At 73.5% G+C, this 25895-nt stretch carries 26 protein-coding genes; 7 read left to right on the top strand and 19 right to left on the bottom strand.

Annotated elements, in window-relative coordinates; all coding sequences use genetic code 11:
- The first annotated feature begins 18 nt into the window (after nucleotides 1–18).
- Nucleotides 19–552 carry a DUF488 domain-containing protein gene (locus tag QP089_RS36220; RefSeq protein WP_285918047.1) on the top strand — a complete coding sequence of 178 codons (534 nt, stop codon included), beginning with the start codon at nucleotides 19–21 and terminating at the stop codon, nucleotides 550–552.
- On the opposite strand, the gene QP089_RS36215 is transcribed toward QP089_RS36220, so the two are convergent.
- From QP089_RS36215 to QP089_RS36200, 4 genes are all read right to left on the bottom strand, one after another.
- A complete protein-coding gene (locus QP089_RS36215) occupies nucleotides 537–1460 on the bottom strand; it encodes a transglutaminase-like domain-containing protein (protein ID WP_285918045.1) in 924 nt (307 codons plus the stop codon). The genes QP089_RS36220 and QP089_RS36215 overlap by 16 nt on opposite strands.
- 73 nt (nucleotides 1461–1533) lie before the next feature.
- On the bottom strand, nucleotides 1534–1953 hold the full coding sequence (locus QP089_RS36210; protein WP_285918043.1) for a nitroreductase family deazaflavin-dependent oxidoreductase: 420 nt from the start codon (nucleotides 1951–1953) through the stop codon (nucleotides 1534–1536).
- 97 nt (nucleotides 1954–2050) lie between these two features.
- A complete protein-coding gene (locus tag QP089_RS36205) occupies nucleotides 2051–3247 on the bottom strand; it encodes an MFS transporter (protein WP_285918041.1) in 1197 nt (398 codons plus the stop codon).
- A gap of 163 nt (nucleotides 3248–3410) precedes the next feature.
- Nucleotides 3411–4796 carry a coiled-coil domain-containing protein gene (locus QP089_RS36200; RefSeq protein WP_285918039.1) on the bottom strand — a complete coding sequence of 462 codons (1386 nt, stop codon included), beginning with the start codon at nucleotides 4794–4796 and terminating at the stop codon, nucleotides 3411–3413.
- A 118-nt stretch (nucleotides 4797–4914) separates the two neighbouring features.
- Here QP089_RS36200 and QP089_RS36195 point away from each other — a divergent pair, with 118 nt between their 5' ends.
- Nucleotides 4915–5247: a zinc-binding dehydrogenase gene (locus QP089_RS36195; protein WP_285918037.1), complete on the top strand. Its 333-nt coding sequence runs from the start codon at nucleotides 4915–4917 to the stop codon at nucleotides 5245–5247.
- Here the strand turns inward: QP089_RS36195 and QP089_RS36190 are convergent.
- Nucleotides 5234–6097: a LysR family transcriptional regulator gene (locus tag QP089_RS36190; RefSeq protein WP_285918036.1), complete on the bottom strand. Its 864-nt coding sequence runs from the start codon at nucleotides 6095–6097 to the stop codon at nucleotides 5234–5236. The two genes, QP089_RS36195 and QP089_RS36190, sit on opposite strands and share 14 nt — an antisense overlap.
- A gap of 113 nt (nucleotides 6098–6210) precedes the next feature.
- Between QP089_RS36190 and QP089_RS36185 the strand changes: the two genes are divergently transcribed.
- Nucleotides 6211–7140, top strand: a complete 930-nt coding sequence (locus QP089_RS36185) for an MBL fold metallo-hydrolase (protein ID WP_285918035.1) — start codon at nucleotides 6211–6213, stop codon at nucleotides 7138–7140.
- Here QP089_RS36185 and QP089_RS36180 read toward each other — a convergent pair.
- The 9 genes from QP089_RS36180 to QP089_RS36140 all read right to left on the bottom strand — a co-directional run bounded on the left by QP089_RS36180 (nucleotide 7107) and on the right by QP089_RS36140 (nucleotide 17195).
- Nucleotides 7107–8717, bottom strand: coding sequence for an AMP-binding protein (locus QP089_RS36180; protein ID WP_285918033.1), 1611 nt, complete (start codon nucleotides 8715–8717; stop codon nucleotides 7107–7109). The genes QP089_RS36185 and QP089_RS36180 overlap by 34 nt on opposite strands.
- 139 nt (nucleotides 8718–8856) lie before the next feature.
- On the bottom strand, nucleotides 8857–9087 hold the full coding sequence (locus QP089_RS36175; protein ID WP_285918032.1) for a hypothetical protein: 231 nt from the start codon (nucleotides 9085–9087) through the stop codon (nucleotides 8857–8859).
- Nucleotides 9084–9593 carry an LLM class flavin-dependent oxidoreductase gene (locus tag QP089_RS36170; protein WP_285918030.1) on the bottom strand — a complete coding sequence of 170 codons (510 nt, stop codon included), beginning with the start codon at nucleotides 9591–9593 and terminating at the stop codon, nucleotides 9084–9086. Before QP089_RS36170 ends, QP089_RS36175 begins: the two co-directional genes overlap by 4 nt.
- Before the next feature lie 154 nt (nucleotides 9594–9747).
- A complete protein-coding gene (locus tag QP089_RS36165; protein WP_285918027.1) occupies nucleotides 9748–11232 on the bottom strand; it encodes an FAD-dependent oxidoreductase in 1485 nt (494 codons plus the stop codon).
- 4 nt (nucleotides 11233–11236) lie between these two features.
- Nucleotides 11237–12142, bottom strand: a complete 906-nt coding sequence (locus QP089_RS36160) for a VOC family protein (RefSeq protein ID WP_285918026.1) — start codon at nucleotides 12140–12142, stop codon at nucleotides 11237–11239.
- Between the two features lie 148 nt (nucleotides 12143–12290).
- Nucleotides 12291–13475 carry an acyl-CoA dehydrogenase family protein gene (locus QP089_RS36155; protein WP_285918023.1) on the bottom strand — a complete coding sequence of 395 codons (1185 nt, stop codon included), beginning with the start codon at nucleotides 13473–13475 and terminating at the stop codon, nucleotides 12291–12293.
- A gap of 20 nt (nucleotides 13476–13495) precedes the next feature.
- Entirely contained in the window at nucleotides 13496–14521 is a 1026-nt protein-coding gene (locus QP089_RS36150; RefSeq protein WP_285918021.1) for a ferredoxin--NADP reductase, read from the bottom strand.
- Nucleotides 14518–16329, bottom strand: coding sequence for an FAD-binding protein (locus tag QP089_RS36145; protein WP_285918018.1), 1812 nt, complete (start codon nucleotides 16327–16329; stop codon nucleotides 14518–14520). Before QP089_RS36145 ends, QP089_RS36150 begins: the two co-directional genes overlap by 4 nt.
- Nucleotides 16326–17195: an alpha/beta fold hydrolase gene (locus QP089_RS36140; RefSeq protein ID WP_285918016.1), complete on the bottom strand. Its 870-nt coding sequence runs from the start codon at nucleotides 17193–17195 to the stop codon at nucleotides 16326–16328. The genes QP089_RS36145 and QP089_RS36140 overlap by 4 nt, the downstream gene beginning before the upstream one ends.
- A gap of 236 nt (nucleotides 17196–17431) precedes the next feature.
- On the opposite strand from QP089_RS36140, the gene QP089_RS36135 reads away from it, so the two are divergent.
- Entirely contained in the window at nucleotides 17432–18022 is a 591-nt protein-coding gene (locus tag QP089_RS36135; RefSeq protein WP_285918014.1) for a flavin reductase family protein, read from the top strand.
- A 32-nt stretch (nucleotides 18023–18054) separates the two neighbouring features.
- On the opposite strand, the gene QP089_RS36130 is transcribed toward QP089_RS36135, so the two are convergent.
- Complete coding sequence (locus QP089_RS36130) at nucleotides 18055–18951, bottom strand: IclR family transcriptional regulator (protein WP_285918013.1); 897 nt, start codon at nucleotides 18949–18951, stop codon at nucleotides 18055–18057.
- 176 nt (nucleotides 18952–19127) lie between these two features.
- Between QP089_RS36130 and QP089_RS36125 the strand changes: the two genes are divergently transcribed.
- Both QP089_RS36125 and QP089_RS36120 read left to right on the top strand, forming a co-directional pair.
- Complete coding sequence (locus QP089_RS36125) at nucleotides 19128–20003, top strand: TIGR03619 family F420-dependent LLM class oxidoreductase (protein WP_285918011.1); 876 nt, start codon at nucleotides 19128–19130, stop codon at nucleotides 20001–20003.
- A complete protein-coding gene (locus QP089_RS36120) occupies nucleotides 20000–20494 on the top strand; it encodes a nuclear transport factor 2 family protein (protein WP_285918009.1) in 495 nt (164 codons plus the stop codon). Before QP089_RS36125 ends, QP089_RS36120 begins: the two co-directional genes overlap by 4 nt.
- A 51-nt stretch (nucleotides 20495–20545) precedes the next feature.
- Here QP089_RS36120 and QP089_RS36115 read toward each other — a convergent pair whose 3' ends face one another.
- From QP089_RS36115 to QP089_RS36100, 4 genes are all read right to left on the bottom strand, one after another.
- Nucleotides 20546–21598, bottom strand: a complete 1053-nt coding sequence (locus QP089_RS36115) for a phosphotransferase (RefSeq protein ID WP_285918008.1) — start codon at nucleotides 21596–21598, stop codon at nucleotides 20546–20548.
- On the bottom strand, nucleotides 21595–22575 hold the full coding sequence (locus QP089_RS36110) for a DUF7064 domain-containing protein (RefSeq protein WP_285918005.1): 981 nt from the start codon (nucleotides 22573–22575) through the stop codon (nucleotides 21595–21597). Before QP089_RS36110 ends, QP089_RS36115 begins: the two co-directional genes overlap by 4 nt.
- Before the next feature lie 170 nt (nucleotides 22576–22745).
- Nucleotides 22746–23549: a maleylpyruvate isomerase family mycothiol-dependent enzyme gene (locus QP089_RS36105; RefSeq protein ID WP_285918004.1), complete on the bottom strand. Its 804-nt coding sequence runs from the start codon at nucleotides 23547–23549 to the stop codon at nucleotides 22746–22748.
- A gap of 139 nt (nucleotides 23550–23688) precedes the next feature.
- Complete coding sequence (locus QP089_RS36100; protein WP_285918002.1) at nucleotides 23689–24540, bottom strand: SGNH/GDSL hydrolase family protein; 852 nt, start codon at nucleotides 24538–24540, stop codon at nucleotides 23689–23691.
- A 100-nt stretch (nucleotides 24541–24640) separates the two neighbouring features.
- On the opposite strand from QP089_RS36100, the gene QP089_RS36095 reads away from it, so the two are divergent.
- Entirely contained in the window at nucleotides 24641–25894 is a 1254-nt protein-coding gene (locus tag QP089_RS36095) for a PucR family transcriptional regulator (protein WP_285918000.1), read from the top strand.
- Nucleotide 25895: the final 1 nt, after the last annotated feature.

Below are 25895 nucleotides of genomic sequence, written 5' to 3'. Positions count from 1 at the left end.
AGTGGGGATGCTGGGTGTGTGGACGACAACGAGCCGCTGCTGACGTTCGGGCACGGGACGGCGGGACGGGAGGAACTCGCATCCCTGCTGCAAGGCGCCGGAGTGCGGGACGTGGTGGACGTGCGGACCGCGCCCGGCAGCCGCCGCAACCCCGACGTGCACCGCGACGCCCTGAGCGAGTGGCTGCCCGAGGCGGGCATCGGCTACCGGTGGGAGAAGCGGCTCGGCGGCTTCCGCCGGGCCGCGCCCGACTCCCCCGACACCTTCTGGCGCAACGACTCCTTCCGCGGCTACGCCGGTTACACCCGCGATCCCGAATTCGCGGCCGCCATGGACGAACTGCTCCCGGAGGCCGACCGCAAGCGCACGGCGGTGATGTGCAGCGAGTCGGTGTGGTGGCGCTGCCACCGGCGGCTCATCGCCGACTTCGCGGTCCTGGCCCGCGGCCGGTCCGTCCTGCACCTCGCCCACGACGGCCGCCTCACCGAACACCCGCCCACACCAGGAGCACGCCTACGCCCCGACGGCCTCCTCGTCTACGACGGCGAGTGACCACGAAGCACCACGTTCGCGGGGCCGTTGAAAGGCGCGAGCGACAACACCGTCCGCGGCGTCCTGAGCGCCCGGTTCCCGGTGAACAGGGCGCGCGCGGTATCGAAATCGACTTCGTCACGCGTGACGTGCGCGACCTGGTCGTAGAGGGCGCGGACGTCGTCGGTCAGCGCGTCGTCGTCGCTCGCCCAGGCTCCCCAGACGTCCCACAGCAGCGTCTCGACCTTGTTGAGCGCGGCCAGGTCGATGCGGACCTCGCCGATCACGAACCACTCCCCCGCCAGCAGCCGGTCCGGAACGGGCACGCCGAACGACGCGGGCGCCGCGTCGCCCGAGCGGATGAGATCCAAGGCGGCGCCGGCGACCAGGAACCGATCGCGCGGCACGTCCATGGGATCGAAGTCGACGCCGTACAGAGACGGGTCGGCCAGTTGCGCGTCCGCGAGCCGCCATCCGTGCCAGTCGTCCCAGTACTCGGTGACCACGTGGTCCATGTGGAAGCCGTCGGTGGTGAAGTAGTCGGCGAAGCCCGTGCGCAGGCGTGCGGGGACGCCGGAGTGGCGCAGCAGCGAGCAGTGCAGCAGCGCGAAGTCGCGGCACACGCCGACGAACCGGTCACCGGGTGCGCGCGGGCTGGTCAGGGGCGCGTCGTCCCGTCCGGCGATCACGGCCAGGATGTCGTCGAGGTATCGGGTCTCGGCGTCGCCGTGGAGCCGGTCCGGCGCGATGCGGTGACGGAACAGGTCGCCTTCGACGCGGTGGATCATCAAGCCGCGGGTGATCTCGGCCAGGCGCGCCGGGTCCGCCGGAAGCTCCGCGTAGAGGCCGGCCATGCGGCCCGGCGAGGAGAAGTCGCTCTGCCGCGTGTAGAAGGCGGCGACTTCGGGGGCGAGGGCTTGCGCTGGCATAGGTCGGCTCCCGAGACGTCGGTGGACGATCGACGCTGCCAAAAAATCGCTGTGCATGTCGAGAGCGGAAGGGTTACGCGTTCTTCGGGGGTTCGGCGAGGAAGACGGGGTGGTTCGTGTTCTCGTCGGCGGCGAAGGCGTCGCGGACGAACGGGACGATGCCGAATTTGCGCCGGTAGGCGCGCAGGACGTCCGCTTTGCGGTCGTCGTCGATCTCGGTGAGGCGCACCGGGCGGAGGCGGCGCCCGCGCCCGAGGCTCGCCCGTCCGTCGGCGCGGGCGTTGCGCACCCAGTGCGTTTCACCGAACGGTGAGACGAGCCATTGCCGGCCGTCGAGCTTCAGCAGGGCGACCGGGGCGGTGCGCGGCAGGCCGCTGCGCCTGCCGCGGGTGCGCAGCAGGACCAGCGGCCCCATCGGCACGCCCCAGGTGAGCAGCCGGTACGGGACGCGGCTCATCCGCGCCAGCCGCGGCGGGAGGTCAACGGAGGCCATGAGCCCTCCTTCACAGTTAAGTGGGGAAACTATCTCCACTTCAGCGTGACACGCGCCCTGCCATCCGGCAACCCTAACCGGCGAAATATCCCCCGCTTCAGCATTCGCCGCCAGTGACGCGGCCGAGAAGGGCGGTCGTGACGACCATGGCGGCCGCGGTCGCGCCACCGAGCAGCATCACCGTCCGCGGGGACGTGTGGTCCAGGACGACGCCTCCGGCCAGGGCGCCGCTCGACAGGGTCGCCTGGAACGACGCCGTGAACAGGACCGAGGCGGCCTCCGGACTCCGCGGGGCCGATCGGGCGAAGCACGCCTGCGAGCAGACCGGGACGGCGCCGTAGCCGATCCCCCAGACGACGAGCAACCCGAGGGCGCCCGGTTCCGCGCGTCCGAGGAACGGCAGCGCCAGGACGGCGAGGGCGATCAGGGCTCCGGCGGCCCCGAACGCGGCGTAGGGGCGGCGGGCGGCGGCCGTGCCCGCCAGGAAGGTGCCCGCGATCCCCGCGGCGCCGTAGACGAGGAGGAAGAGCGAGATCCGTGCCGGCGCCACCTTCGTGACGTCTTCGAGGAACGGTGTCACATACGTGTAAGCGCCGAAGTGCGCTAGGACGATGAGGAAGGTCAGCAGCAGGGCGGACCGGGTGCCGGTGCCGCGGAGCATGCCGCGCAGCACCTCGAGGCGCGCGGCCCGCTCGGCGGGAAGCGGGGGCAGCAGCAACGCCAGCGCGACCAGCACCGCCGCCGACAGCGCGCCCGGCATGAGGAACCCGGCCCGCCACCCCGCGAGGTCACCGATCAGCGTGCCCAGCGGCACGCCGAGGACCGAGCCCAGCGGGACGGCCGAGAACACGACCGCGGTGGCCCGCCGCGCCGACCGCGCGGGGACGAGCCGGCCGGCCAGTCCGGCGCCGATCGACCAGAAGCCGCCGATGACGATCCCGACCAGGACCCGGGACAGCAGCACCGCCCAGTACGCCGGTGCCCCGGCGGCGAGGACGTTCGCGCAGGTCAGCAGGAGCATGAAGGCGCACAGCATCCGTCGGCGGTCGACGCCCGCGGTCGCGACGGTGACGGTGGGGGCGGAGGCGGCCGCGACGTAGCCGGGCAGCGCCATCGTCAGCCCGGCCGTGCCGTCGGAGACGGTGAAATCCGTCCCGATCGAGGTCAGCAGCCCGATCGGCAGGATCTCGGTGGTGGTGATCGCGAAGATGCCCGTCGTCAACGCGAGCACTGCGGGCCAGCCGGACGAGGGAGGGGCGATCCGGCCGGTGGCCGGAGTGATGGCCGTGCGCATCGGTTCCGTCCTGGAGGTTGGGGGGCGGAGGACGCCTCACAGCCAACAGGCGCGGACGGAACCGGGCTGGCGGATTCCCGACGCCGACATGGGTGACGTCGGTTTCCCGCCATGAACCGCGCTCAGGGATGGACGCCGTGCGCTCGTCGGCGGGCGCGCGGGGTCACTCGTCGGCGCCGCCCTGCACAGCGGTGTCCTGCACAGCGGTGTCCTGCACGGCGGTGTCCTGCACGGCGACGTCCTGGACGGCGCGTTGGGTGGCCTGGTGGACGCGGACGGCCAGGACGGCGCGGGCGAACCGGGCGGCGAGCTCGCCGTCCAGGACGTCCGGGACCTGCTCGACGCCGATCAGCCCGCCCGGCCGGGCGATGATCACGCCGGACTCGCCGACGCGGACGCCCTGGCCCTCGTCCAGCTTCTCGACGGCGGGCAGGTCGAGCGCGGCGCGCAGGGTGTCCTGGAGGGAGCGGACGGTGGCGGCGTCGCGGTCGGCGCGCTCGGCGGCGGTCTCGGCGCGCTGCTCGGCGCGCTCGATGCGGGCGTCGGCGCCCTCGGCGCGGGCCGCGGTCTCGTCGGCGAGCCGCTCGGCGCGCTCGGCGCGGGCGGCCTGCTCGTCGGCGCGGGCGACGGCGGACTCGCGCTCGGCGTCGAGCCGGGCGGCCTCGGCCTGCGCGGCGGTCAGTTCGTCGCGCAGCCGCCGCTCGGTCTCGGCGGCGGCGTCGAGCCGTGCGCGGGACTCGTCGAGTTCCGCGCGGGCCTCCTTCAGCTCGGCGTGCGCGGTGGCGAGCGCGGTCTGCTCGCCGGTGAGGCGTCCGGCGAGGGCGTCGCGCTCGTTCTCGGCCTCGGTGCGGGCCTGGTGCTCGGTGCGCCAGGCCGCCTCGGCGTGCTTGCGGAGCCCGTCGGCGTGTGCGGCCTCGTTGGCGGCGGTGGCGCGGGCCTGCTGGGAGGCGCCGGCCTCCTTCCAGGCGTTGGCCTCGCTCTCCTGCGCGGCGGCGACGCTGGTCTTCGCGGCGGCCAGGCCCTCGCGCAGCTCCTCCAGCGCGGCGGCGGCCTCGGCCCGGGCGGCCTCGGCGCGGGCCTCGGCCTCGCGGGTGCGGGCGTCGGCCTCGGCGGCGGCGCGGCGGGCGGCGCGGGCCTCGGCGAGGGCCTGCGTGCCGCCGTCGATGGCGCCGCGGACCTCGCCGTCCAGCCGCTCGCCGAGCGCGGCGGCGGCCTTGACCAGCTGGACGACCAGATCGCCGAGCCGCTCGACGTCGTCGCCGAAGGTCTGCAGGGCGGCGGTCCCGGCGGCGTCGCGGCGGTCGGCCTCCTGCTCGTGGGCGGCGCGGTGCGCGTCGCTGCAGAACCGGTGCGCGCCGGGCGGGAGGGGGCGGGCGCAGTGCTCGCAGTACGCGGGGGCCGGTTCGGGTTCCGCGGCGGCCGGTTCGCCGGCCGGCTCCGGCGCCGGATCGTCGCCGCCCGCGGGGTCGTCGGGCAGCGGCCGCAGCGGCGCGGTCGCCAGTTCGACGGCCTCGGCGCCGGTGGCCCGCTCGTCTTGATCTTCGCGCACGGAAAGCATCCTAGTGAACTGGGAGAAATCCGTACGTGAGGCACAAAAATCGGTTCGCGTTGACCTCGAGTTTGGTCGAGGTTCTACGGTCTTCCTTGAACGGCTCAAGGGAGGGGTCATGCGGGTTGCGGGATTCGACGCGCCGGGCGGCCCGGACGTGCTGCGGGTGATGGAGGTCCCGGCGCCGGAGGCCGGGCCCGGACAGGTGCGGGTCCGCGTGAGGGCGGCCGGGGTGCAGCCGTTCGACCTTGCCCGGGCCGCGGAACTGGGCGTCCGGACGCCGCCGGACAAGCGGTCGGCGGCGCGCGTCGCCGAGGCCGCCCGGTTCCACGCCGAAGGGCGGCTGCGGCTGCACGTCCGCGCGACGTTCCCGCTCGACCGCGCGGCGGACGCGCACCGCCTGGTCGCGACCGGCCACGGCCGCGGCAAGGTCGTCCTCACGCTGGGCTGACGGCCGCCAGTGCGATCCGGGCGAAGGAGCGGACGAGGGGGCCGGGCTCCGTGCCGGTCCAGGCGACGACCAGCCGGCTCGGCGGCATGTCGGTCACGGGCACCGAGGTGAGGCCCTCGGGCAGCGCGTCGGCGAGCGGGCCCAGGCCGATCGTCCCGCTCCAAAGGACGGCCTGGAGGCATTCGTTGACGGTGCGCACCACGGGCCCGTCGGCGGCGGAGCCGGCCGCGGGGCCGGTCCAGTAGGCGGACCACAGCGGGTCGGTCCCGTCCGGGAACCGGAACCAGCGGCGGCCGGCGAGGTCGCCCAGCCGCACGGATGCGCGCCCGGCGAGCGGGTCGTCGGTGCGCAGGACGACCCCGACGGGGTCGGCGCGCAGCTCGTGGACGGTGATCCCGGTGGTGTCGAACGGGGTCCGGGTGAGCGCGACGTCGACCAGCCCGGCGCGCAGCCCGGTGGTCGGGTCGGTGAGGTCGGCCTCCCGGACGCGGACCTCGACGCCGGGGTGGCGGCGGCGGAAGGCCGCCGCCAGCCGGGTGCCCGCCTGCTGCGCGCTGTCGGCGAGCGTGCCGATCGTGAGGGTGGCGGCGCCGGTCGCGGCGGCGACGCGGACGCGCAGCTGCTCGGCCTGCTCCAGCAGCAGCCGCGCCTCGTCGTAGAGGGCCGTCCCGGCGGCGGTCAGCGTGACCCCGGCGGGCGAGCGGTGCAGCAGGACGGCCCCGAGCTCGGTCTCCAGCTGCTTGACGGCCCGGCTCAGCGGCGGCTGGGTCATGTGCAGGCGCGCGGCGGCGCGTCCGAAGTGGCGTTCTTCGGCGACGGCCACGAAGTAGCGCAGGGAGCGTAGGTCCATCACCGGTGACGATACGCGGACGGTATCGGGTGAACGGAACCGGTGTTGGACGCCCGGGACGTCCCGGCGCTGCACTGGGACCGTCACTGACCTGCGATCGAGGAGTCCACGCAATGGCCGAGTACACGGCGCCCGACCCGATCGTCGACGTCGGCGGAGCGCAGGAGGTCGCCGACGATCTCGTGGTGATCCCCAACCGCGGAGTGCAGCTGGTGCCGAACATCGGCGTGATCGGCGGCTCCCATTCGGTGCTGGTCGTGGAGACCGGGATGGGCCGGCGCAACGCCGAGAGCGTGCTGAAGTTCGCGGCCGAGTACGCCGGGGGCCGCAAGTTGTATCTGACCACGACGCATTTCCACCCCGAGCACTCGTTCGGCGCGCAGGTGTTTGCCGACGAGGCGACCTACCTGGTCAACGGCGCGCAGGCCGACGAGCGCGCCGCGAAGGGCGCCGGCTACCTGGCCATGTTCCGGGGCCTCGGCACGCCGGTCGCCCGGGAGCTCGAAGGCGTCGAGCTGGTTGCGCCCGACGCCGTCTACGACCGTTCGCACGACCTCGACCTGGGCGGACGGGTGGTGCGGCTGCGGGCCACCGGCCGGGCGCACAGCCGGGGCGACCAGGTGGTGACGGTCCCGGACGCCGGGGTGATGTTCACCGGCGACCTCGCGGAGACCGGGCAGTTCGCGATCTTCCCGTGGTTCCCGCCGCACGACGCCGACGTCTCCGGGATCCGGTGGATCGAGGTGATGGGGCGGCTGGCGGCCGAGCGTCCCCGCGTGGTGGTCCCGGGCCACGGGGACGTCGGCGGCGCGCGGCTGCTCGGGGACGTCCGCGCCTATCTCGAACTGCTGCGCGACGAGACCTGGGCGCGCCGCGACTCCGCCGTGAGCGAGGAGACGATCGTCGAGGAGGTCCGGGTGCTGATGATCGAGCGGCACCCGGACTGGGCCGGACGGGAGTGGATCGAGCGGGGCGTCGGCTGCCTCTGCGCCGAGCACCCCGACGGCTCTCAGTCCGGAACGTCCGGCGACCGCCTGACATAGGAGCCGCCGCGGCGCTCGTAGACGGGGTCGGTGGTGTGCCACGCCGCGTCCCGCAGCGGACGCTTGATCACCTTGTTGGTCGGGGTGCGCGGGAGTTCCGCGACGATCCGGACATAGCGTGGCGCCCATTTGGTGCCGAGGTCGGGCTGGGCGGCCAGGAAGGCGGCGAAGGCGCCGGGGTCGAACGCGCATCCCGGGGCCATCGCGACCGCCGCCATCACCTGGTCGCCGACGTGCTCGTCCGGCACCGCGTAGACGGCGACGTCCGCGAACGCCTCGAAGCGCGCGAGCAGCCGCTCGACGGGCGCGGCGGCGAAGTTCTCGCCGTCCACCCGCAGCCAGTCGCTGTCGCGTCCGGCGAAGTACCAGTAGCCGTCGGCGTCGCGGTAGGCGAGGTCGCCGGACCACGTCCAGCCGTTGCGGACGCGCTTCGCCGTCGCCTCGGGGTTGTTGTAGTAGCCCTCGAACTTGGCGGCGCCCTTCGTGTCGACGATCTCGCCGATCGCCTCGTCGGCGTTCAGCAGCTCGCCGTGCGCGCCGAACTTCGCGGGCGGGCATTCCCGCAGCGTGGCGGGGTCCATGACCACGGTGCCGTCCTCGGCGACGCCGAGCGAGCCCGGCGGCGTCCCCGGCACGCGGGTGAGGCGGATCTCCCCCTCGCTCGACCCGTAGGAGTCGATGACGGTGCAGCCGAAGCGGCGCGCGAACTCCTCGATGTCGCGCTGGGCCGCCTCGTTGCCGAAGGCGATCCGCAGCGGGTTGTCGGCGTCGTCCTGCTTCTCGGGGACGGCGAGGATGTAGTTCAGCGGCTTGCCGACGTAGTTGAAGAACGTGACGCCGTAGCGGCGGACGTCCGGCAGGAAATTCGACGCCGAGAACTTCCGCCGCAGCACGACGCACCCGCCGGTCGCGACCGCAGGGGCGATCCCGGCCATCAGCGCGTTGGAGTGGAACATCGGCATCACGACGTAGAACACGTCGTCGCGGGTGAGCCCGCGCCGGTCGCGCTGCTGGACGGCGATCCGGCCGAGCCGGCCCTGGGTGCAGATGACCGCCTTCGGCGCCGCCGTCGTCCCCGACGTGAACACCAGCGAGAAGATCGTCTCCGGCGTGACCGGCTCGCCGGCGGCGGGACGGGCCGCGCCGAGCGCCTCGGCGTTCGCGCCGGCGTCCACGGTCAGCATCGGGATCTGCGGGACGAGCCCGTCGACCAGCGGTGCCCGCGAAGTCTCGGTGACCAGCAGCCCGCAGTCGGTGTGCGTGATGTCCCGGGCCAGCTCGGCGCCGCGCCGGGTCGGGTTCAGCTCGACCACCGGGATGCCCGCGAGGGCGGCGCCGAGCAGCCAGAACAGATGCTCGGGGCCGTTCTCCAGGAACAGCCCGAGATGCCCCGGCCCGGGCTGCCGCGCGTCCCGGGCGAGCCCGGCGCGCAGCCGCGCCTCCGCGACGACCTCGCGCCACGTCCACGCGCGGTCCTCGAACCACAGGCCCGTCCGGTCGTCGTCCGCGCGGGCCGCGACCAGCTCCCCGAACGTGATCTCCTCGGCCGGCCGGTCGTCCCCCAGCACCTCTGCCATCCGTCCCTCCCGCCCCCACGGTCGGCCACCGCCCGCCCTGCCCACGCCCCGCGTCCCACTCACCGAGACCCGCCACTTCCACGTTGAGTTGCGGCGAGTCGTTGTTATGGAGCGCTCCATAACAACGACTCGCCGCAACTCAACGAAGGGGGTGGGGGCGGTGGCGGTGGACGGGGCGGGTCTCGATCGCATCGATGCGCTGCTCGCGGCGGGCGATCCGCCACGTCCCGGCGTCGAGCCGGTAGGCGTCGGTGTAGCGGCAGTGCCATACGAGGTCGGACGTGCGGCCGTCGTCGCAGTGGTCGGCGTAGAGCGCGTAGCGGGAGACCAGATCGCTCAGGGCGATCCGGTCGTCGGTTGCGAGCGTCATGACAGGCCGAGGCGCTGGGCGCACGCCGACAGTTCGTCCTTCGCCTCGTCGAGCGACTTCGTCGCGGTTCCGCGCAGGACGAGCCGTCCGGCACCGAGGCCCGCGAGCTTCTCCGCCTTCTCCGTGGTGACCGCCGACAGCGAATGGCCGAGCGTGAGTTCCAGCGCGTCGGGGTCGCGGCCGTTCTTCTCGGCCTCTTCGCGCATGAGCGCGACCAGCCCGCGCAGCTCGTCACCCGCGACGCCGAGCGGCTGGAGGCCGTCACCGTAGCGGCCGGCGCGGCGCGCGGCGGCCTTGGTGTGGCCGCCGACGTGGATCGGCACGCCGCCCTCCTGCACCGGCTTCGGGTAGCTCATCGCGCCCGTGAACCGGAAGAACTCACCGTCGTGCGACGCGCCCTGCGGCCCGGTCTCCGCCCACAGCTTCCGCAGCACCTGGAGCTGCTCGTCACCGCGCCGTCCGCGCGACTCGAAGTCGGTGCCGCACGCCTCGATCTCCTCGCGCATCCACCCCATGCCGACGACCAGCCGCTCGCCACCACCGCGTGCTCGACCGCGCCGACGGACTCGAAACCGCAGTCCTCGGCGTGCCGGACGTAGTCGCCGATCCACGCGGGATCGGCGGTGACGCCCGCCGCGACCGGCAGCAGGACGGCGTACTTCACGCGTTCTCCTTCACCGACGCGGCGGCGGCGCGTCCGGCGCGGCGGCCGAAGAACGTGCCGTCGCCCAGGGACGTCCCGCTGACGTAGCCCTCGCCGTGCATGCCGGACGCGGCGCGGCCCGCCGCGTACAGCCCGGGCATCGGTTCGCCGGAGTTGTTCAGGACCTCGCCGTCGACGGTGGTGTGCAGCCCGCCGAGCGTGAACCCGGACGCGCCGCTCGCCGGGCCGCCGGTGCCGCCGAAGAAGCCCGCGCCGGGGTCGATCGCCGCGAACGGCGGCTTCAGCGGCCGCAGCCACTTCGGATCCTTGTGGAAGTAGGGGTCCTCGCCCCGCTCGGCGTGCCGGTTGTACGTCTCGACCGTGGCCTCCAGCGAGCCGGCCGGCATGCCGAGCGACTCCTCCAGTTCGGCGAGGGTCTCGGCGGCGTACTTGGGCAGGACGCCCCACCGGTCCGCCTCGGGGACGGACTCGTACCCTTCCTCGTCGATGATCGTCCAGTACGGGCCCGGCTGGTTGCGGACGGCGTGCACGCTCCAGTGCCCCGGGTAGACGTCCTCGTTGAGGAAGCGGCGGCCCAGCCCGTCCACCAGCATGCCGCGGCAGACCATCGCGGGCAGCGCGGTCAGCGCGATCTCGACCACGCCCATCCGCCGGGTCGCGGCGCCGATCGCCGCCGCCATCCGGATGCCGGAGCCGTCGTCCAGGCCGTCGCTGACCTTGCCGTGCCCGAGCAGCACCGGCGCGTGGTCGGCCAGCATCTCCTCGTTGTCCACGAACCCGCCGGTGGTGAGCACCACTCCGCGGCGGGCGCGGTAGGTGACCCGCTCGCCGTACTTGCGCGCCACCACACCGGCGACGCGGCCGTCCCCGTCCAGGACGAGGTTGGACGCGACGGTGTCGACGTGCGTGACGGCACCGGCCCCGGTCGCCGCCGCCGACAGCTTCTCCATCAGCACGGCGCCGCCGAACCCGCTCGCCGGCGGCCGGTGCCCGCGCGGGACGGGACGGGCGACGGTGTTGTACGGCCAGGAGTTCTCCCCCAGCCACATCAGCCCGTCCTCCGACATGGGCATCCACGTCGGCTGGTCGTAGAAGCTGTGGTTGAACGGGACCCCGCAGGCGCGGAACCACTCGAAGTGCTCGACGCTGCCGTCGCAGTACAGCCGGACCTTCTCGACATCGGCGTTCGGGCCGAGCGCCTTCACCAGGTAGGCGTACATGTTGTCGGGGTCGTCGTCGAAGCCGCACGCCTTCTGCACCTCGGTGCCGCCGCCGAGGTACAACTCCCCGCCGGACTGCGCCGACGACCCGCCGGGCCCGCTCGCCCGCTCCAGCACCAGCACGTCCGCGCCGGCGCGGGCCGCCTCGTACGCCGCCGCCGCGCCCGCACAGCCGAACCCGGCGACGAGCACGTCGCACTCGTGGTCGAACGCGCCGATCTCCGCGAGCGGGACGGGTTCGACCGAGGAACGAGGGCTCACCCGGTCACTTCCCGGGCGGGACGAACGCGGCCAGCGGCTCCGAGCCCGACCAGTCGTGGCCCCAGTAGCTGTCCTTGGTGATCTCCTCGGCGGTGTAGTACGACTCGTCGACGAGCACGCCCTCGCAGCCGTACTCGATGTCCCAGCCGCCGGGGGCGCGCACGTAGAACGACACCATCTTGTCGTTGGTGTGCCGGCCGAGCGTGGAGGAGATCGAGAAGCCGCGCTCCTTCACTGCGTCCAGCGCCATGCCGACCGCGTCGAGGGTGTCGACCTCCACCATCAGGTGCACCAGGCCGGGCGCGCCGTCGTGCGGGGCCGGGCAGATCGCCGCGCTGTGGTGGCGCTGGTTGACGCCCATGAAGCGGATCCGCACCGGGCCGCCGACCTTCATCGCGCCGCGCGGCAGGAAGCCGAGCACCTCGTTGTAGAACGTGACGGTCTCGGCGAAGTTCGGGGTGGGCAGCACCACGTGGCCCATGCCCATGGCGCCGGTGACGAACGTCTGGGTGAAGCGGGTCCGCACCGGGCTGTGGTCCAGGACGGGCCCGAAGAACACCTCGACGGGCGTGCCGCCGGGGTCGGTGAACGCGATGACCTCCTCGGCGTCGCGCTCGGCGGCCTCCTTCGCCGACAGCGCCGTCACGGCCGTGCCGGACTTCTCGACGGCCTCGCGGACGGCGGCCAGCGCGTACTGGTCGCGGACCTCCCAGCCGACGGCCAGCACCTTGTCGGTGTCGCCGGGCACCAGCCGCAGCCGCGACCGGCGCTCGTCCATGCGCAGGTACAGGCCGTCGGGATCGGGGCCGCCGCCCTCGGCGAACCCGAGCCCCTCGAGGGCGAACTCGCGCCAGCGTTCGATGTGCTGGGTCTGGACCTTCAGATAGCCCAGCCCTCGGATCTGCGTCACAGTCCTGGTCCCTTCGGTGTTGCGGCCCGTGCGGCGCCACGGCCAGCGTCATGGCCGACGCGGCGGCCGTTCCCGTCAACCTGCCAAATCCGGTGCGGCGCCGCGGAGACCTTCCCGCTCAGTGAGAGGCTTTCGCGGCCCCTCGACGTCAGATCATGGAGCGCATCGGGCCCTGCGGGGGCTCGATGTCCAGGTCGGTCAGCGCCGAGACGTGGTACACCGAGCCGGGCACGTGGATGGCGTGCGCGAGGCCGACGTGCGCGTCCCGCCAGAACCGCTGGATCGGGTTGTCGGTGCGCATCGCGTTGCCGCCGGACCGCACCACGATCTCGTTCATCGCGTGCACGGCCCGCCACGCGGCGCGGACCTGCGTGCGGCGGCCGGCCGCCCGGTCGGCGAAGCTGATCTCCTCGCCGGCCGCGACCCGGTCGTACATCCGCGAGCAGTTGTCCAGCAGCGCGGTCCGGGACGCCTTGATCTCCTCGGCGGCCTCGCTGATCGCGTACAGCACGTACGGGTCGTCCTTGATCTTCGTGCCGGTGATCTGGACGCGGTTGCGCTGGTAGGCCAGGTGGTGGTGGAGCGCGCCCTCGGCGATGCCGATCACGGCGGCGGTGATGCCGAGCGGGAACACGCAGGAGAACGGCATCAGGTAGGACGGGTTGGTCAGCCCCGCCTCGCGCGGCGCGGACCCGTCGACGACCTTGTCGTACCAGAGCGTCCGGTAGGACGGGACGAACGCGTCCTTGACGATGATGTCCTTGCTGCCGGTGCCCTTGAGCCCGGCGACGTCCCAGGAGTCGGCGACGATCTCGTAGTCCGAGCGCGGCAGGATCAGGTGCAGCGACCGCGGCGGCTGCGCCATCTTGCCCTCGTCGTCGCCGAGCATCCCGCCGAGGAAGATCCAGTCGCAGTGGTCGGTGCCGGAGGAGAACTGCCAGCGGCCGTTGAAGACGTAGCCGCCGTCGACCGGGCGGGCGATGCCCATCGGCGCGTACGGGGAGGCGATCCACGTGTCGGGGTCCTGGCCCCAGATCTCCTCGCGGACCTTCGGGTCGGCGTAGGCCATCTCCCACGGGTGGACGCCGACGATCCCGGCGACCCAGCCGGTGGAGCCGTCGAGGGAGGCGATCCCCATCACCGTCTCGGCGAACTCGCGGGGGTGCGCCTCGAGCCCGCCGTGCGCGCGGGGCTGCAGCTGGCGGATCGCACCGGAGTCGCGCAGCGCCTTGGCGGCCTGGTCGTCGAGCCGGCCGAGCGACTCGTTCGACGGGCCGAGCGCGCGGATCTCCTCGGCCCGCTCCATCATCGCGTCGAGCACGGGGTTGGTCATCAAGTCCTCCGATGTGTCCGTCAGCCGTCGTAGCTGATCCTGAGCCGGTCGCTGACCGGCCTCGCCTGGCAGGCGAGGATGAGGCCGTCGGCGAGATCCTGCTCGTCGAGGACCGAGTTGGCGTCGAGCGCGACCTCGCCTTCCAGGGCCACGCAGGCGCAGGCGGAGCAGTTGCCCTCCCGGCAGGAGAACGGGGCGTCGACGCCGGCGCGCAGCAGCGCGTCCAGCAGCAGCTGCGACTTCGGCCACGGCACCGTCTGGGTCTCGCCGTCGATCTCGACCTCGATCTCGGCGACGCCCGCCTCGTCGGCCTCGGTCGGCGGGTCCCCGTCCGGTTCCTCGAACGGGTCGCCGGCGAGGGAGAAGAAGCGCTCGACGTTCACCCGCACGCCGAGGCCGGTCAGCGCGGCCTCCGCCATGTCCATGAACACGCCGGGCCCGCACACGAACGCCTCGCGGCCGGTGAAGTGCCGGGCGAGCGAGTGGAACGCGGCGGGCGTCGGCAGGCCCTGCACCGACTCCAGCCAGTGGACGACCGTGAGCCGCTCGCCGTGCTCCTCGGTGAGGGCGCGCAGCTCCCCGGCGAAGATCACCGACCGTTCGTCGCGGTTGGCGTACAGGAGCGTGACGGTGCCGGTGCCGCCCGCGAGGACCGACTTCAGGATCGACATCACCGGGGTGATGCCGCTGCCGCCCGCGACGAGCAGCAGGTCCTCGTCCAGCGAGCGCGGGGTGAACGCGCCGGCGGGCCGCAGCACCTCCAGCACGTCGCCGGCGGAGACGTTGTCGCAGATCCAGTTGGACCCGATCCCCTCGGCGACCCGCTTCACCGTGACCTTGAGCCGCTCGTCGCAGACCGGCGAGCTGCACAGCGAGTACGAGCGCGCGACCCAGCCGTCCCCGGCGGGCACCCGGACCGTGAGGAACTGGCCGGGCCGGTAGGCGAACCGGTCCCCGTCCCCTTCCATCGGTTCCAGGACGAGCGAGTTCGCGTCGGGCGTCTCCCGGACGACCTCGACGACGCGCGCCTTGAGCGATGCGGTCATGCCCTTCCCGAAGCCTTGTCCGCCGTGTCCCCCGTACCTGCCGTGTCCCCCGTACCTGCCGTGTCCCCCGTACCTGCCGTGTCCCCCGTACCTGCCGTGTCCGCCGTACCTGCCGTGTCCGCCGTACCTGCCGTGTCCGCCGTCTCCAGGCCGGCGGCGTGCCGTGCCGCGATGTAGCCGAACACGATGGACGGGCCGATCGTGGCGCCCGGGCCCGCGTACTCGTTGCCCATCACCGACGCGGACGTGTTGCCCGTCGCGTACAGGCCGTCGATGGCCGAGCCGTCCTCGCGCAGCACGCGCGAGTGCTCGTCGCAGACCAGCCCGCCCTTGGTGCCGAGGTCGCCGACCTCCAGCCGGAACGCGTAGTACGGCGCGGTGTCCAGCACGTCCAGGTTCGGATTCTTCAGGTTCGGGTCGCCGTAGTAGCGGTCGTAGGCGGAGTCGCCGCGGCCGAAGTCGGGGTCCTTGCCGTCGCGGGCGTAGCCGTTGAACGTGCGGACGGTCTCCTCCAGCGCGTCCGCCGGGACGCCGATCTTCTCCGCCAGCTCCGTGAGGGTGTCGGCCTTGAAGGCGATGCCCTTGTCGTAGAACGCCTTCGGGATGGGCGCGCCGGGCAGGATCTGCGCGAACGGGTAGCGGGCGCGGGACCTGGCGTCCATCACGAACCACGCCGGGACGTGCCCGCCCTCGAGCTGGTCGTGGACGAAGTTGACGTACGGGGCGGCCTCGTTGGTGAACCGCCTGCCGTCCGCGTTCACGATGACCTGCCGCGGGATGGCGCGCTCGGACACCAGCGGGATCACCGCGCCGAGCGGGTGCCGGACGGCCGGCATCCACCACGCGTCGTCCATCAGGTCGATCGCGGCGCCGAGGCCCTCGCCGGCGCGGATGCCGTCGCCGGTGTTCTCGCGGGCGCCCATCGCGAAGTCCTCCTGCCCTCCCTCGGGCAGGTACTTGTCGCGCATCTCCTGGTTGTGGTCGAAGCCGCCGGTCGCCAGGAGCACGCCCTTGCGGCCGCGGATCCGCAGCGTCTCGCCCTCGCGGGTCCGCGCGACGATCCCGATGACGCGGCCGCCCTCGTCGGTGACCAGCTCGGTCATCGCGGTCTTGAGCCGCAGCGGGATGCCGGCGTCCTTGAGCGCCATCCGCATCCGCGCGACGAGCGCGCGCCCGCCGGTCGCCATGTGCCGGCGGCGGACCAGGTTGGACGACACGCGCCACGCCGCGACCAGCGACGCGCGGCGGCCCGCCCACGTGCGCTTGGCCATCGCGAGGTCGTGGTAGTCCTTCGCGGTCACCCAGAGCCCGAGCGGGCCCTTCATGTTGTTCGGGCGCTGGTACTGCTCGTCGTCGCCGAGCTTGCGGGTGTCGAACGGCTTGGCCTCGATGGACCGGCCGAGCGGGCGGCCGCCCTCCAGCTCGGGGTGGTAGTCGGCGTAGCCCTTGGTCCAGAAGAACTGCATCCACTTGCTCTTGCAGATCAGTTCCATGGCGGCGGGCCCGTTGTCGACGTAGGCGTCGAGCCGGGCCGGCGGGACCTTCCCCTGGGTGAGCAGGTCGAGGTAGCGGCGGACCGACTCGCGGCTGTCGTCGTGGCCGCGCGCCTTGAGCGTCGGATTGTTCGGGATCCAGATCCCGCCGCCCGACAGCGCGGTCGAGCCGCCGAACTTCTTGCCCTTCTCGATGATCAGTGGCTTCAGCCCGGCGTCGTGCGCGGTGAGCGCGGCGGCCATGCCGCCTCCCCCGCTGCCGACGATGACGAGGTCGTACTCCTCGTCCCAGGCGGCCTCCCCGCTGACGCTCATGCCTCGTCCTTCCTGGTCAGGAACGCCAGCACGGCGCTCTCCCAGGCCGCCTTCTGCTCGATCATCACCCAGTGCCCGCAGTTCGGGAAGATGGTGACCTGCACGTTCGGGATCGTCCGCATCGGGACGAGCATCATGTCGACGGGGCTGACCCGGTCGTCGCGTCCCCAGGTGATGAGGGTCTCGGCCCGCAGCGTGTGGAGCATCGCCCAGTAGGGCGGCTCGGGCGAGCGGGCCTGCGCCTTGAAGTTCGCGGTCATCGCCGCCGTGGAGTACATCCGGCGCGCGGCGGCGAGGGTGTCGGGGTCGGTGGCCTGCTGCCAGCGCTCCTCGATCAGCTCCTCGGTGACGACCTTCGGGTTGAAGACCATCGAGTGCAGCCACCGGATCAGGCCCTCGCGGGTCGGGTTGTCGGTGAACTCCATCAGCAGCTTGATGCCCTCGCCGGGCCCCGGGCTGAAGATGTTGCGGCCGATCCCGCCGATGGTGACCAGCCGCCGCACCCGCTCGGGGTGCGCGAGGGCGGTCTGGGTGCCGACGATGCCGCCCATGGAGTTGCCGATCACGTCGACCTGCTCCAGGCCGAGGCCGTCCAGGAAGCGGACCACCGCGCCGGACGCGGCGGCCATCGGGTGCTCGTCGGTCGGGTCGCTCACACCGAAGCCGGGGAACTCCAGCACCAGGCAGCGGAAGTGCTCGGCGAACCGCGCGAGGTTGCCGCGGAAGTTGCGCCAGCCCGTCACGCCGGGGCCCGAGCCGTGCAGCAGCAGCAGCGGCGGACCGTCGCCGGCCTCGTGGTAGCGCAGGACGCCCTGGTCCGTGGCGAGTTCGCGCAGCGTCGACTCGTGGGTCAGCTCCGTGGGCATGTTCTCAGTCCTTCTGGGTGGCTTGCCGGAAACCTAACGGTCGTTTGGTCGGCATCGTCCAGTGGATTCCCGATCAGCGGGACGTTCGCCGGAGGGGCCCCGCGACCGCCCTCTTGACGGCCCGGCCGGCGAGGGCTTCCACTCATTGGGATACGGGGGCCCGCGCGGCGCGGCGCGTGCCTAGGTTCCGGTGCATCGAGACCGGCGACAGCGTCCGAGAGCCGCGAGGTGACTTCATGCCAGCAGAGCCAGCGCTCACCGCGGAGCCCCAAGAGCCCGCGGACTCCCCCGACCCCCTGGAGTTCCGGCGGGCGATGGCGGAGTTCGCCACCGGCGTCACGGTGGTGACCGCCGTCGACGGCGACGAGCCCGTCGGGTTCGCCTGCCAGTCGTTCGCGTCGGTGTCGCTGGAGCCGCCGCTGATCCTGTTCTGCGCGGACCGGCGGGGCCGGTCGTGGCCGCGGATCCGCTCGGCCGGACGGTTCTGCGTGAACGTCCTGGCCGAGGACCAGGCCGACCTGTGCGCGCGGTTCGGATCGAGCCGCGGCCTGAAGTACGAGGGGCTCGACTGGGACCTGTCACCGCACGGCACCCCGCAGTTGCGGGACGTGCTGCTGAACGTGCACGCGACCGTGCACGCCGTCCACGAGGCCGGCGACCACGACGTGGTCATCGGCCGGGTGCTGTCGGTCCGGGTGCACGAGGCGCCCGGCAACGTGTGGCGCCGCCCGATGCTGTTCTTCCGCAGCCGGTTCGGCGTGCACCCGCCGGAGGTGCCGTTCGCCCCCGACCCCTGGGGCGAGGGCGACCGCTGGGGCTGGGGCTGAGGCCGCGGGGCGGCCGCTGCCGGAAGTCGGCGTCACATCCAGTCGCCGCGGCCGTCCACGGCGAGCAGCCGGTTCATCGTCGCCGGGGACCAGGTGTGCTCGGGGACGGGGCGGTCGGCGTGCGGGCGCCGGGCGCGGCCGCCGGGGCGCCCGGACGACGCGGCGCCGGGGAACAGCACCTGTGAGGTCTCGCGGGCGGCGGTGACCACCAGCGGCGCGACGTTCTCCAGCGGCGTGTGGATGTCGCCGACCAGCGAGATCCCGGCGACCGGGCCCTCGGCGCCGCGGACCGCGGCGGCGACGCAGGCGATGCCGGGGAACGACTCGCCGCGCTCGAACGCCAGGCCGCGGCGCTGCCGGACGCGGTGCAGTTCCTGGTGCAGGGTGCCGAGCTCGCCGATGGTGCGGCTGGTCAGCCGGGTGATCGCGGTGCCGAGCAGCGCGTCGACCTGCTCGGGCTCCAGCCAGGCGAGCATCGCCTTGCCGAGCGCGGTGGAGTGCGCGGGGGCGCGCCCGCCGACCCGGGACGGCACGGACGCGGCCAGCCGCCCGCCGAGCTTGTCGAGGTAGAAGACCTCGGGGCCGTCCAGCACGGCCAGGTGCGCGACGAGCCCGGTGGTGACCTGGAGGTCGTGCAGGTACGGCGCGGCGGCCTCGCGGATCTTGCCGTGCCCGCCGTCCTGCCCGCCGAGACCGAGCGCCCGCTGGCCGAGCCCGTAGCCGAAGGAGTGGTGGGCGAGCCAGCGCTGCCGGACGAGCTGGTCGAGGATCCGGTGCGCGGTGGAGCGCGGCAGCCCGGTGCGGCGGGCGACGTCCTCCAGGGTCAGCCGGGCGGACGGCCCGGTGAAGGCGTCCAGGATCAGCGTCATCCGCTCGATCATCGAGGGCGGCGCATCGCGCCGCACGGGCGGGGCCAGGGTCTCGGTCATCGCACCTCCCGGAACACGACTGAAATGAATTCTTGTTGAGTGGAATCTAGCAAGTCCCGGCCCGGACCGGAAGGGGTAGCGTCAGGCCAGGTCACGCCCGGCCATCAGGCACGCCCCCGGAATCCGGGCGGTCCTCGGGCGGCGAGTAGAACGTTTTTCTGTCGAGAGGGGACGCGATGCGTGTCGGCATCGTCACGCCGGTGGTGGCCCAGCCACCGCCCGGGCACGCGGGCTGGGAGCGGGACGCCGGCGTCGGCGAGATCGGGCGGATCGCCGAGACCGCCGACCGCCTCGGCTACCACCACCTGACCTGCAGCGAGCACGTCGCGGTGCCGGTCGGGGCGGCCGAGCGGCGCGGCGGGGTGTACTGGGATCCGCTCGCCACGTTCGGCTACCTCGCCGCCCGCACCGCGCGCATCCGGCTGGCCACGCAGGTGCTCGTCCTCGGCTACCACCACCCGCTCGCGATCGCCAAGCGGTACGGCACGCTCGACCGGATCAGCGGCGGACGGCTCACGCTCGGCCTCGGCGTCGGCAGCCTGGAGGAGGAGTTCGACCTGCTCGGCGCCCGGTTCGCGGGGCGCGGCGCGCGCGCCGACGACGCCCTCGCCGCGCTGCGGGCGTCGCTGTCGCGGCGGGTGCCGGAGTACCACGGCGAGCACTACGACTTCTCCGGCATGGTCGTCGAGCCGCACGCCGTGCAGGAGCACGTCCCGTTCTGGATCGGCGGCCGGACGGCGCGCTCGTTGCGCCGCGCCCTCACCGCCGACGGGTGGGTGCCGTTCGGGTTGCCGCTCACCGAACTCGCCGCGATGCTCGCCGACGCGGACGTCCCGGACGGTTTCGACGTGGTGCTCGGCCCGTCCCGTCCGCTGGACCCGATCGGCGACGCCGAGGGCGCGGGCAAGGCGCTCGTCCGGCTGCGGGAGGCCGGCGCGACGATCGCGGGCGTCCGCATCGCGGCGGAGTCGGCCGCGCACTACTGCGAGCAGCTCGCCGCGCTCCGCGACCTCGCCGGCCCCTACGGCCTGACCTTTGGAGACACGCTGTGACCGACGTCGAGACCCGCCTGGCGGCCCTGGAGGACCGCGTCCGCGTCCTGGAGGACGAGCAGGAGATCACCCGGCTGATCCTGTCGTACGGGCCGCTGGTCGACAGCGGCTGCGCCGAGGCCGTCGCCGGGTTGTGGGACGAGGACGGCGTGTACGACGTGGACGAGCTGATGATGGACGGCCGTCCCGCGATCGACGCGATGGTCCGCTCCGCCAACCACCAGCGGTGGATCGCGGGCGGTTGCGCGCATTTCGTCGGCCCGCCGCACGTCACCGTGTCCGGCGACGAGGCGACCGCCGTCGGCTACACGCTGATGATCGTGAAGCGGGAGAACGGGTTCGCGCCGCGCCGCGCCACCGCCAACCACTGGACGCTGCACCGCACGTCCGCCGGCTGGAGCGTCACCAACCGGACGAACCGGGTGCTCGACGGCCGTCCCGAGTCCCCCGACCTGCTCGCCTCGCACTTCCCCGGGGCCGAGCGGGTCTGAGCTTCGAGCCCGCCGTGGCGCCCCCCGGACGCGGGGCGCCACGGCGGACGGTCACAGCAGCGACGCGGCGTCGAGGTCGAGGGCGTGGTGGGCGTGCCGCGTGGTCATCGTGCAGAACATCGCGTCGCCCCGGTCGGTGCGCTCGACCAGCATCGACGCGCCGATGGCCATGACGATGCCCTGGAAGGCGTGCCGCCGATAGCCGTCCCAGCACTCGTCCCAGGACACCTGCACGCCGCGTCCGGTGAGGGCCGAGTGGTAGCGGCGGACGAGCGCGCGCTCGTGCTCGCGGCGGGCCTCGACGGGCAGGCTGGAGCCGAGGAAGTACGCCAGGTCGGCGGCGCCCGGTCCGTAGGCGCAGGTCTGCCAGTCCAGGACGACCGGGCGCGGCCCGCCGAACAGCAGGTTGTCGGCGCGGAAGTCGCCGTGCATGAGCGTGGACGCGCCGTCCCGCGCGGCGAGGTAGCCGCCCATCGACGGCAGGAAGTCCTCGATCAGGCCGAGGACCTCGGGTTCCAGCCGTGCCGCGTACCGCTCCTTGAAGCCCGCGTACAGGCCGGTCACCATCGCGGTGGTGAACTCGGCGGCCTCCGCGCCGTGCCGGTTCAGCCAGGGCAGCGCGGCGAGCTCCGGATCGTTCCACCCGGCGGCGTGCAGCGCGGCCATCTCGTCGACCGCGGCGGCGGCCTCGTCCGGCGAGACGCCCGCGAGCTGGTCGCCCGGCCGCGCGGGCGCGAGGTCCTGAAGCAGGACAACATAGTCGTCCTTCTCGGCCTCGTAGGCGGAGAAGTAGCAGGCGGGCACGCTGGCGTCGAGGCCGCCCGCGATGCCCGCGTAGAAGCTCGCCTCCACCTCGTAGGTGCGGATCGCGCGGGCCGCGGCGCGGCTCGCCTCGTCCGCCGCGGGCACCTTCGCGATCATCGTGGCGGGCAGCCCGACCGGCCCGTCGTAGGTGAGGCGCAGGCGCAGGCTGTCGGAGACCTGGCCGGTGCCGACGGGCTCGGCGCCGACGGCGGTGACCGACGCGCCGTCCAGGTCGCGCGCGAGCGCCTCGGTCAGCCAGCCGGCCGTGAGCCCGGCGCCGCCGGCGACCGCGCCGGTCACTGCGCGTCCCCTTCGGCGAGGTAGGACCAGCCGTGGTCCTGCCAGCCGGGCGGCTGGTGCCATTCGGTCCAGCCGTGGCCGGTCCGGCCGTCCTCGGCGTCGAAGCGGCACAGGGCGCGCGGGAAGTGCGCCGTCCGCCCGTCCGGCGAGACGACGGCGACGGGCGCGAACGCGATCGGCGTCGCGGTCATCGGGGCGCCCGGCACCCGCAGGTGCGACGACTCGGGCAGGTCGCCGGCGCCGAAGCGGGTCTCGGCGGAGAAGCCGTCGCGGTGCTCGATCTCGCCGCCGGGCGGCACCGCGAACGACGGCCACGGGATCGCGAACCCGATGTTGGCCTGCATGCAGTGGAAGAACGTGCCGTCGCCGAGCCGCCCGGACGACCAGAGCCACGAGGTCTTCCACCAGTCGCGCTCGCCCCAGCTGTGGTCGCGCTCGCCGGGCGCGTCGACGGCGATCGTCTCGCCGCCGACCGTCACCGTCCCGGAGACCGTGCAGGGGATCTCGTAGCGCGGGATGTCCTTGTAGGGGTAGACGCCGCTGACGGTGTCCCACTGCAGGTCGAAGGCCAGGCGCGTGGTGTCCGCACCGGACGTGTCGCCGTAGGCGGCGGTGGGGTCGGGCAGGATCACGGCCTCGCCGTCCAGCCCGATCCTCGCGGGCCCGAACGGGTCGGCGATGCGCTGCGTCGCGTCGTAGGTGCCGGTGTGGACGTCGGTGGTGCCCGGCTTGGGCAGCGGCGCGTCGTTGTCGGCGATCAGGACGAGCGGGCGGTCCTTGCCGGTGACGCACGCCCAGTACCAGGCCCGGTCCCAGTTCGGGTACAGGCCGAGCCGGACGTACCCGGCGACCGACCCGTCCGGCGCGGCGAAGTCGAAGTAGTAGGACTCGTTCCACAGCACCTCGGGCCCGGGCTCGTGCAGCCGCTCGTCCTCGGGCGCCAGCCGCCAGGTACCGTGCTCGATGATCTTCGCCATGGGGGTGCTCCTCCGGGGTGGGACGGCGCGCGGTCCCGCGGAACCGCCGGTACCCGAGTTTTCACGAGCACCGAACGCCGTTCAAGAGCGGTCGGCGGAACCGGTCGATCACGCCCCGCCCCGGGTCGTCGGCGGAGACGGCCGTCCCCGCCCCCCGCGCGTTGGGCGGGTCAGGGGGTGAGGGCCATGTTCGCCAGGACCCGGCCGGCCAGTTCCTCGTCGCCCTTGACCTGCGCCTTCACGGCGTCCGGGCCGCACCGTCCGGCGGCCAGGCGCACGTAGCCCTCCCAGCCCAGCTCCAGTTCGGCGGACGCGGCGTCCGGCATCTCGCCCGCCCACGCGCCGCGCCCGTCGCCGTCCACCACCACGGCCACCCGGTGCTCGACCGGCCCGGTGATCCGGAACACCACCGACTGCCCCGGCCCCGCACCGGCGCGGCGCGCCACGATGAGCGGCAGCCCGCCGCGCAGCAGCTCCCAGAAGCAGCCGGCGGCGGGCGCGTCGAGGTTGCCCGGACGGCCCACCGCGCGCCGCACGTCCTGCTCGTGCGTCCAGCAGTCCATCGCGCGGAACTTCATGAACAGCGAGTACGTGCCCTCCTTGCCGTTCGGCAGCATGGTCCGCTGGTCGGGGTCGAGGCCGGGCAGCTGGGCGAGGCGGCGCTCCAGCACGTCCGCCAGCTCGGCGGCGACCTGCGGCCCGGGCACCGGCCGCCGCGCGTGCACCCCGGCCTCCATGATCCGCCCGAAGTCGTTGCGGACGTGCTCGAACTCGGGGACCTCGACCTCGGGTGGCGGGTCGCCGAGCAGCGACGCCTCCACCGAGACCAGGTGGGCGAACTGGTCCTTCACCGTCCATCCCGGGCAGTCGGTGGGACGGTCCCACTCGGCGGCGCCCAGCGTCGCCGCCAGGGCGAGCGAGGAGCGGACCGTCTGCTCGAACGCGGCGACATGGGCGCGCATCTCGTCGTTCATCCCGGCGTCCTTCGTCAGGGGGAGTGAGGCGCCCTCAATGTACCGATGACGGGAATACGCGCCCGGGCGCCGTCCTGGGGGAAGGACGGCGCCCGGGCAGGAGGCGGCGCCGCGTCGCCGAACACGGCGCCACCGGGTCCTATGCCGCGTCGATCGTGCTGCGGATGACGGTGGCGTAGGCGGCCTCGCCCGTCGCGTTCGGATGCAGCGGAGCGGCGGCGTGCACGGGAACGTAACCTTCGAGCCAGCGTTGGGACGCCGACTGGCACGCGTCGTGCCCGGCGCTCGGCGTGACGAGGTCGATGTAGGTGTCGCCGTGCGCGACCGTCTGCCGCTTGATGACCGCGTTCATGTCGTTGACGGCGCCCTGCAGGAAGTTCGCGTCGGTCGGCAGGACGGGCTGGACCGGCCAGCACCCGTTCGGCTTGATGTAGAGGCCGTAACCGGTGACGACGATCCGCGCCTTCGGGGAGCGGCTCCGGATACCGTCCAGCACGGCCGACAGTTTCGGCTCGAAGTCGGCGGTGCGCTGCGCGACCTGCGCCTGGTACTCGCCCTTGCACGGCGTCGCGGTCGGGTCGAGCGTGGCGCAGTTCTGCGCGACGCCGACGAGCCCGACGTCGTTGCCGCCGATGGTCAGCGTGACCAGGGTCGTGTCCGCGGTCAGCGCGTCGAACTGCGGCGGGACGGTCCCGGTGTCGACGCCCGCGACGCTGGTGCTCTGCGACTGCGTCATGTGCTTGGTGGACGCGCCGCTGCATGTCACGTCCTTCAGGTTCAGGCTCATCGCCGAGGCCAGGTCGTGCGCGTAGTTGCGGGTGGACCGGCCGCACCCGATGTTGCCGGTGATGTCCGGGATGAGCGGCCCGGAGGCCATCGAGTCGCCGAGCGCGACGTACTCCCCCGTGGCCGCGTGCGCGGGCGCCGCCACCGCCAGGGCCGCGCCCGCCATGAGGATCGAGCCGAAAACGCCACCGAGCAGACGCTTCATCAGAACTCTCCCTGGCCGTCATGGACGATGTCGCCGTGATCGTCCAGACTTTCGACACACCGTTCAATTGGCGCGTGCGCAGAGTTTCCCGGGAGCCGTTGTGCCGGAGGACAACAAGCGGCCGCTGAGCACGGCAGGGCCCGTCGCGCGGGCGTTGCGCATGGGCGGGCGGCCGGTTGCGGCCCACCTGCGGGCGCGGGCGCCGGAGCTGACCCGGCGCGTCCTGGCCCGGCTGCTGGACGAGCTGCCCGCCTACGCCGAGCTGCCGCAGGAGGAGATCGCCGGCGACATCGCCGGGATCGTCCAGCACAGCCTCCGCCAGTTCGCGGACGTGCTGGAGCGCCGCCGCCCCGCCCGCGCCGGCGAGTTCGGCCGGCAGCGCGACTCGGCGGCCCAGCGCGCCGAGGAGGGCGTGCCGCTGGAGGCGATCCTCACCGCGTACCGGATCGGCGCGGCGATGGCCTGGGACGAGCTGGCCGCCGGCGCCCGGCCGTCCGACCTGCCCGACCTGCAGGAGGCGCTCGGTTACTTCGTCGACTTCCAGGCGCGGCTGGCCACCGCCGTCAGCGGCTCCTACCTGGAGGTCCGGCAGGTCCTCGACAGCCAGGAGCAGGGCGGGCGGCACGCGCTGATGGCGGCGCTGCTCGCCGGGGAGCCGCTGGAGAGCATCGTCCGCCGCACCGGCCTGCGTCCCGCCGCCCGGTACGCCGTGCTGACCCTCGCGTTCGCGCCGACGCCCGACGAGCGCGGCACGGGCCAGCGCGCCCGCGTCGCCGCCCGCCGCAAGATCCGCCGCGTCCGGACGGTGCTGGACCGGTTCGCCGGCGAGCCCGCGCTCACCGCGCTGGACGCCTCCGGCGGGACGGCGCTGCTGCCGTTCGCGGCACCGCCGTCCTGGGACCTGGTGCACGACCTCGTCGCGCAGGCCGGCAAGGCCGCCGACACCCGGGTCACCGCTGCGGCGGAGATCACCGGGCCGTCCGGCATCCCCGCCGCCGTCACCCAGACCGCCGAGATCATCGACCTCGTGCGCGGGTCGGGCCGGCCGCCGGGCCTGTACCGGCTCGCCGACGTCCTGCTGGACTACCAGCTCAGCCGGCCGAGCGGCGCGCTCGCCCTGCTGGCCGCGCTGCTGGAGCCGCTCGACCGCAAGCCGGAGCTGCTGCACACGCTGCGCCGCTACCTCGCGGACGACCTGGACCGCCGCGCCACCGCGGCGGCCCTGCACGTCCACCCGAACACCGTCGCCTACCGCGTCCGCCGGATCTGCGAGCTGACCGGCCTCGACCCGGCCCGCCCCACCGACCTGCAACTCCTCAACGCCGCCCTCGTAGCCCGCCGCTCACTCGGCTAGA

Origin of the sequence: Actinomadura opuntiae, from assembly GCF_030283205.1 — a bacterium.
Taxonomy (GTDB): domain Bacteria; phylum Actinomycetota; class Actinomycetes; order Streptosporangiales; family Streptosporangiaceae; genus Spirillospora.
Note: the sequence above shows the minus strand (reverse complement) of the source record. Positions and strands in the feature narration are given on the sequence as shown.

What these genes read in the sequence shown, in the direction of transcription:
- QP089_RS36215 (WP_285918045.1), bottom strand. Translation starts at nt 1,460, where the DNA reads ATGCCAGCGCAAGCCCTCGCCCCCGAAGTCGCCGCCTTCTACACGCGG.
- QP089_RS36210 (WP_285918043.1), bottom strand. Translation starts at nt 1,953, where the DNA reads ATGGCCTCCGTTGACCTCCCGCCGCGGCTGGCGCGGATGAGCCGCGTC.
- QP089_RS36205 (WP_285918041.1), bottom strand. Translation starts at nt 3,247, where the DNA reads ATGCGCACGGCCATCACTCCGGCCACCGGCCGGATCGCCCCTCCCTCG.
- QP089_RS36195 (WP_285918037.1), top strand. Translation starts at nt 4,915, where the DNA reads ATGCGGGTTGCGGGATTCGACGCGCCGGGCGGCCCGGACGTGCTGCGG.
- QP089_RS36190 (WP_285918036.1), bottom strand. Translation starts at nt 6,097, where the DNA reads ATGGACCTACGCTCCCTGCGCTACTTCGTGGCCGTCGCCGAAGAACGC.
- QP089_RS36185 (WP_285918035.1), top strand. Translation starts at nt 6,211, where the DNA reads ATGGCCGAGTACACGGCGCCCGACCCGATCGTCGACGTCGGCGGAGCG.
- QP089_RS36180 (WP_285918033.1), bottom strand. Translation starts at nt 8,717, where the DNA reads ATGGCAGAGGTGCTGGGGGACGACCGGCCGGCCGAGGAGATCACGTTC.
- QP089_RS36175 (WP_285918032.1), bottom strand. Translation starts at nt 9,087, where the DNA reads ATGACGCTCGCAACCGACGACCGGATCGCCCTGAGCGATCTGGTCTCC.
- QP089_RS36170 (WP_285918030.1), bottom strand. Translation starts at nt 9,593, where the DNA reads ATGCGCGAGGAGATCGAGGCGTGCGGCACCGACTTCGAGTCGCGCGGA.
- QP089_RS36155 (WP_285918023.1), bottom strand. Translation starts at nt 13,475, where the DNA reads ATGACCAACCCCGTGCTCGACGCGATGATGGAGCGGGCCGAGGAGATC.
- QP089_RS36150 (WP_285918021.1), bottom strand. Translation starts at nt 14,521, where the DNA reads ATGACCGCATCGCTCAAGGCGCGCGTCGTCGAGGTCGTCCGGGAGACG.
- QP089_RS36145 (WP_285918018.1), bottom strand. Translation starts at nt 16,329, where the DNA reads ATGAGCGTCAGCGGGGAGGCCGCCTGGGACGAGGAGTACGACCTCGTC.
- QP089_RS36140 (WP_285918016.1), bottom strand. Translation starts at nt 17,195, where the DNA reads ATGCCCACGGAGCTGACCCACGAGTCGACGCTGCGCGAACTCGCCACG.
- QP089_RS36135 (WP_285918014.1), top strand. Translation starts at nt 17,432, where the DNA reads ATGCCAGCAGAGCCAGCGCTCACCGCGGAGCCCCAAGAGCCCGCGGAC.
- QP089_RS36130 (WP_285918013.1), bottom strand. Translation starts at nt 18,951, where the DNA reads ATGACCGAGACCCTGGCCCCGCCCGTGCGGCGCGATGCGCCGCCCTCG.
- QP089_RS36125 (WP_285918011.1), top strand. Translation starts at nt 19,128, where the DNA reads ATGCGTGTCGGCATCGTCACGCCGGTGGTGGCCCAGCCACCGCCCGGG.
- QP089_RS36110 (WP_285918005.1), bottom strand. Translation starts at nt 22,575, where the DNA reads ATGGCGAAGATCATCGAGCACGGTACCTGGCGGCTGGCGCCCGAGGAC.
- QP089_RS36105 (WP_285918004.1), bottom strand. Translation starts at nt 23,549, where the DNA reads ATGAACGACGAGATGCGCGCCCATGTCGCCGCGTTCGAGCAGACGGTC.
- QP089_RS36100 (WP_285918002.1), bottom strand. Translation starts at nt 24,540, where the DNA reads ATGAAGCGTCTGCTCGGTGGCGTTTTCGGCTCGATCCTCATGGCGGGC.